Raw genomic sequence first — 4,776 nt, forward strand, 5'->3', positions numbered from 1 at the left:
GGGATGAAAAGCCTTTATTACAGGGTGTCGGAAGAAAGCCTGGACGATTTTGTTTCTTTGGGAAAAAAGCGACTTTTTCTAGGACAAGAGGGCGTGGTTGATCTGACTACTTTTTCTTTGGAAGGGGGAAGCCGAAAATCTATCAGGAATGCGCTTAAAAAAGTATCGGATCAGGGATTTCATACAAAGATCTATAATGGTCCCATTAAAGATGGTTTGCTTCAAAAACTTAAATCTGTATCTGACGAGTGGCTTAAAGAAACAGAGCGCGAAGAAATCGTGTTTTCGCAAGGTATATTTATATGGGATGAATTGAAAAATCAAACTATCATCACGGTAGAAAACACAGAAGAAAAGATTGTTGCTTTTTTAAATGTAATACCTGATTATGTAAAGGGCGAAGGAACTTACGATTTGATCAGAAAAACTGCCGATGCGCCTAACGGTGTTATTGATTTTATTATGGTAGCCTTATTTAATCACCTTAAGGAACAAAATTATACTGCAGTTAACCTGGGTTTTGCCCCTTTGTCGGGCCTTACAACACCGCACAATTTTACCGAGCGATCTATGAGATTTGCCTACGAAAAGATCCGGTCATTTTCTCATTATAAGGGACTGCGCGCATCAAAAGAGAAGTTCTCGCCGGTATGGCACAATAAGTATTTGATATATGATCAGGATTATGATCTTTTGCAGGTTCCAAATGTATTAACTAAAGTAATTAAACCTTAATAAGAGTATAAGAAAAGATGCGTTGGTTTAATAACGGTATATCATCCCACCGGAACTCCAACTTCTGTTGCCTTATTCGTTTCAGGAGATGGCGGCTGGAAGAATGGAGTTATTAATATGGCAAAGAATATTGCCAATCAGGGGGCATTGGTGTTAGGTATTGATGGCAAACGTTATGGCAATTATTTATCAAAAGAATCTGCTCAATGTTTATATCCAGCAGCGGATTTTGAAGAACTGAGTCTTTTTATCCAAAAGAAATACAAACTGACCAACTATCATAAGCCAGTACTTCTGGGGTATTCATATGGGGCTGTTCTGATATACGGAATATTGGCGCAGGCACCTGCAAATACATTTAAGGGGGCTATAGCTTTAGGCTTTTGCCCAGATATTAATATTAAAAAACCTATGTGTAAAGGTGCCGGACTCACACAGCATGTTTTAAAGCCGGGGGTTTCTTACTATCTGGAGGCTACAAAAAGCTTAACTGCCCCATTTATTGTTTTAAATGGGGTGAAAGATCAGACCTGCCCATTTGATGCTACTGCAGCTTTTTTAAAGGGGATGYCAATGACTGAACTTGTAACCTTAACAAAAGTAGGTCATGGATTTTCTATCGCTAATAATTGGCTTCCTGATTTTAATACGGCATATAAAAAAGTATTGGCTGCTCCATCCTTTAATGAGCAAAAATCTGCTTATGATTTCTTTAAAACTTCGCAACCTAAGGCTTATTCCGGTGGGATGCCATTAACACTGGTTCCATCTGGTAAAAAGAATAACCTGCCATTGGTTTTTATGATCTCTGGTGATGGTGGCTGGACTAGTTTTGATCAATCTCTGGCCGAATCAATGGCATCAAAAGGACTCTCAGTAATTGGCCTTGATGCACAAAAATATTTTTGGAATGTTAAAACTCCGGAGGGTGTAACTGCAGATTTAAGCAAGGCCATCGCATATTACAAACAGGAGTTTGGAAAAGAAAACTTTGTACTTGCCGGATACTCTTTTGGCGCTTCAGTTGTTCCGTTTCTGGCAAGCAGGTTGTCAGCTGAGTTGAAGGGCGACTTAAAGGCAGTTTTTTCACTTTCTCCTGATGTGACCGCTGATTTTGAAATTCACATTGCAGACATGCTTAGCATTGGAAGCTCGAATGATAAATATGATGTAATTGCAGAAATGAAAAAGATCAAATCATTAAAACCCCTGTGTGTTTTTGGGACAGAAGAAGATGCTGATGTTAAGGATAAATTTGTGAGAAATGGCATCAAAGTAACCAGTATTCCCGGTACTCATCATTTTAATGATGATTATTCAGCGATTTCTTCCGTTCTTTTAAAGGAGCTGGCAGAGTAAGTTTTTTTCTTATTCTATGGCTGATTTGTTAACTTTAAAAAACACTAACTTATGATTATGAAATATTTTTCACTGCTGTTGCTTTTCACTGCAATATCTTTCTCTGGCTTTACGCAAAACAAGGATGCCATCCTTGGAAAATGGATCAATTCAACCGGTGAGGCTCACGTAGAAATAGCCAAAAAAGGTGATAAATACTTTGGTAAAATAGTTTGGCTCAAAGAAACAAAAGACGACAAAGGAATTGTTAAAACGGATTTGAAAAACCCTGATGCAAGCTTGAAATCAAGACCCATACTAGGATTAGAAATACTTAAAGATTTTGTTTTTGCAGGTAGTAAATGGACTGATGGGACGATATATGATCCTAAGTCGGGTAAGACCTATAGCTGCAATATGACACTTAAAGATAACGGTCAGCTAAACATGAGAGGATATGTAGGTATCTCTCTGATTGGCAGATCAGAAGTTTGGAAAAGAGTTAAATAATGAAAAAACTAATCTGGTGCCTGGTTTTTTTGCCCTTATTAGGGTTCGGACAAACCTATGAGTTAATACCCTTAACAGGAGGTACAAATACAAGCTTAAGGGGTATGTCTATTGTTTCTGATCATGTTGCCTGGGTAAGTGGTAGTAATGGCAGTATTGGGAAAACTATTGATGGAGGTGTAACCTGGGAATGGATAATGCCTGCTGGGTATGAAACCCTTGATTTTAGAGATATTGAAGCCTTTGATGCGGATAGGGCGGTAGTTGTAAATGCGGGTGCTCCTGCGTTTATTTTACTCACGAAAGATGGTGGTAAAACATGGACAGAGCATTATAAGAATGTTGATTCTGCAATTTTTCTGGATGGTATGGACTTTTGGGATGGGCAAACAGGAATGACTTTTGGTGATCCGATCAAGAACAAGATGCAGCTTCTTAGAACAAGAGACGGTGGAACCTCATGGACAGATGTTTCGGATAATTTGAAAACAAATATGGCCCCGGGTGAAGCCAGCTTTGCTGCTAGTGGATCTACTATTAAAACAATCGGTAAGGGTAAAGTATGGATTGCAACCGGTGGTGCGGTATCTAATATTTACTTTTCGAACAATTACGGATACACCTGGAAGGTTTTTAAATGTCCTATTTTACAGGGAGAAAGTAGCACCGGTCCGTTCTCTATCGCATTTTTTGACAAGAACAAAGGGGTTGTTGTTGGTGGGAATTATTTAAAAGATAAAGAGAATACCAATAATGTATTGTTGACCAATGACGGAGGACAGAGCTGGAAAAAACCTCTAAAGCCTGTAAGCGGTTTCCGTTCGGGAGTTGCTTATGTTAATTCAAAGGTTTTGCTGGCAACCGGCACATCCGGCACTGATGTATCTAAAGATGGAGGGTTGAATTGGCATAATATTTCCACCTCAAGCTTCAATGTGGTCCAAAAAGCAAAAAAGGGTAAGCTTATTCTTTTAGCGGGAAACAAGGGAGAGATTTATAAACTTACAATTGCAGCCAAGTAACACGAACTGAGAATATGATAAATAAAGTCCATCACATTGCGATAATATGTAGTGACTATGAAGTTTCGAAAGCATTTTATACTGATGTTTTAGGACTTACAATAATTAGAGAAGTATATAGAGCCGAAAGGTTATCGTACAAGCTAGATCTGGCATTAAATGGCATTTACATTATAGAACTTTTCTCTTTCCCTGATCCGGTTAAACGTCCTTCAAGACCAGAAGCTGCAGGATTAAGACATCTTGCTTTTGAAGTAGATGATCTTGATAAGGTGATTAGTGTGCTTAATAGTAAAGGTGTAGAAGCTGAACCGATCCGTGTTGATGAGTTTACTGATAAACGTTTTACTTTTATTTCTGATCCCGACCAACTCCCGATTGAATTTTATGAAAAATAATATTTTTTTTACCTCTGATACAATAAATAGAATATTTAGGCGTCTATGTATATGAGAGCGTTAATTTAGATAGCGGGGATACGGCGGATTGCTGTATCCCCGTTTCTTTTCGCAATAGTTTTTCTTTCTGATCTGGAAATACATTTCTGCTGTTAAATAGCAAAGCCAGGTCATCCAACCTGGCTGCTTTTTAAACAAAACTTAGATCTAACCAAACATCTAATGATTCAGACAATGTAGAAATTGAACTGGACGTCAAGGGCGGATTCGAACCGCCGTCAAAGGTTTTGCAGACCCTCACCTAACCACTCGGCCACATGACTATGGGACAAATATAAATAAAGTCTACTAAAACTGTAGACTTTATTTATATTTTTTTTCAAACTTTATTTTTTTATCCATGAGCCCAACCAAAACGGAATAAACCATACCATATTGGAAGACTATTTTTATTGGCTAAAAGGCAAGAAATAGGTGGTAAACGGCTTTATTTAATTACAAAGGGCATTTCTTGCTTGTAAGCTTTATATGGGCATCTCATTTGATAAAGCCGTTCATTAATCTTTTAAAAAAATGGAAAATCAAATGATATTTGTTCGTATCGCTACCGTCGCTGATATAAAACATGTTGATGAAATCGTTAAAGAAACTGAATCTTCGGCAATTGCCAGAGGATCTGGGATCGCAAAGCGCAGTCCCGAATCTATCGCCCAAAAGATAAAAGAAGGAAAAGCTGTTATTGCAGTAACCGGGGGTGGTGAATGGGTTGGGTT

At 38.2% G+C, this 4,776-nt stretch carries 5 protein-coding genes, 1 tRNA gene and 1 pseudogene; 6 read left to right on the top strand and 1 reads right to left on the bottom strand.

Annotated features, from left to right (window positions below):
• The 5 genes from AC1DDX_RS24585 to gloA2 all read left to right on the top strand — a co-directional run.
• On the top strand, positions 1 to 735 hold a 735-nt coding region (locus tag AC1DDX_RS24585; RefSeq protein WP_477622759.1), incomplete at its 5' end, for a phosphatidylglycerol lysyltransferase domain-containing protein.
• A 30-nt stretch (positions 736 to 765) separates the two neighbouring features.
• Positions 766 to 2,094, top strand: a complete 1,329-nt coding sequence (locus AC1DDX_RS24590) for an AcvB/VirJ family lysyl-phosphatidylglycerol hydrolase (protein WP_477622760.1) — start codon at positions 766 to 768, stop codon at positions 2,092 to 2,094.
• Between the two features lie 57 nt (positions 2,095 to 2,151).
• The gene (locus tag AC1DDX_RS24595; RefSeq protein WP_216854363.1) at positions 2,152 to 2,583 is read left to right on the top strand and encodes a DUF2147 domain-containing protein; all 432 of its coding nucleotides are present in this window, start codon (positions 2,152 to 2,154) and stop codon (positions 2,581 to 2,583) included.
• Positions 2,583 to 3,605: a WD40/YVTN/BNR-like repeat-containing protein gene (locus tag AC1DDX_RS24600; RefSeq protein WP_477611740.1), complete on the top strand. Its 1,023-nt coding sequence runs from the start codon at positions 2,583 to 2,585 to the stop codon at positions 3,603 to 3,605. Before AC1DDX_RS24595 ends, AC1DDX_RS24600 begins: the two co-directional genes overlap by 1 nt.
• A gap of 14 nt (positions 3,606 to 3,619) precedes the next feature.
• Complete coding sequence (gene gloA2, locus AC1DDX_RS24605; RefSeq protein WP_288880886.1) at positions 3,620 to 4,003, top strand: SMU1112c/YaeR family gloxylase I-like metalloprotein; 384 nt, start codon at positions 3,620 to 3,622, stop codon at positions 4,001 to 4,003.
• A 249-nt stretch (positions 4,004 to 4,252) separates the two neighbouring features.
• On the opposite strand, the gene AC1DDX_RS24610 is transcribed toward gloA2, so the two are convergent.
• Positions 4,253 to 4,326 (bottom strand) — tRNA-Cys (locus AC1DDX_RS24610).
• 250 nt (positions 4,327 to 4,576) lie between these two features.
• On the opposite strand from AC1DDX_RS24610, the pseudogene AC1DDX_RS24615 reads away from it, so the two are divergent.
• Positions 4,577 to 4,776, top strand: a pseudogene (locus AC1DDX_RS24615) (N-acetyltransferase); the annotation flags it as partial.

The sequence above is a fragment of the Pedobacter sp. 10L46_2 genome, assembly GCF_056395165.1.

Coding starts and splice junctions, on each gene's coding strand:
- AC1DDX_RS24595 (WP_216854363.1), top strand. CDS start 2,152: ATGAAATATTTTTCACTGCTGTTGCTTTTCACTGCAATATCTTTCTCT.
- AC1DDX_RS24600 (WP_477611740.1), top strand. CDS start 2,583: ATGAAAAAACTAATCTGGTGCCTGGTTTTTTTGCCCTTATTAGGGTTC.
- gloA2 (WP_288880886.1), top strand. CDS start 3,620: ATGATAAATAAAGTCCATCACATTGCGATAATATGTAGTGACTATGAA.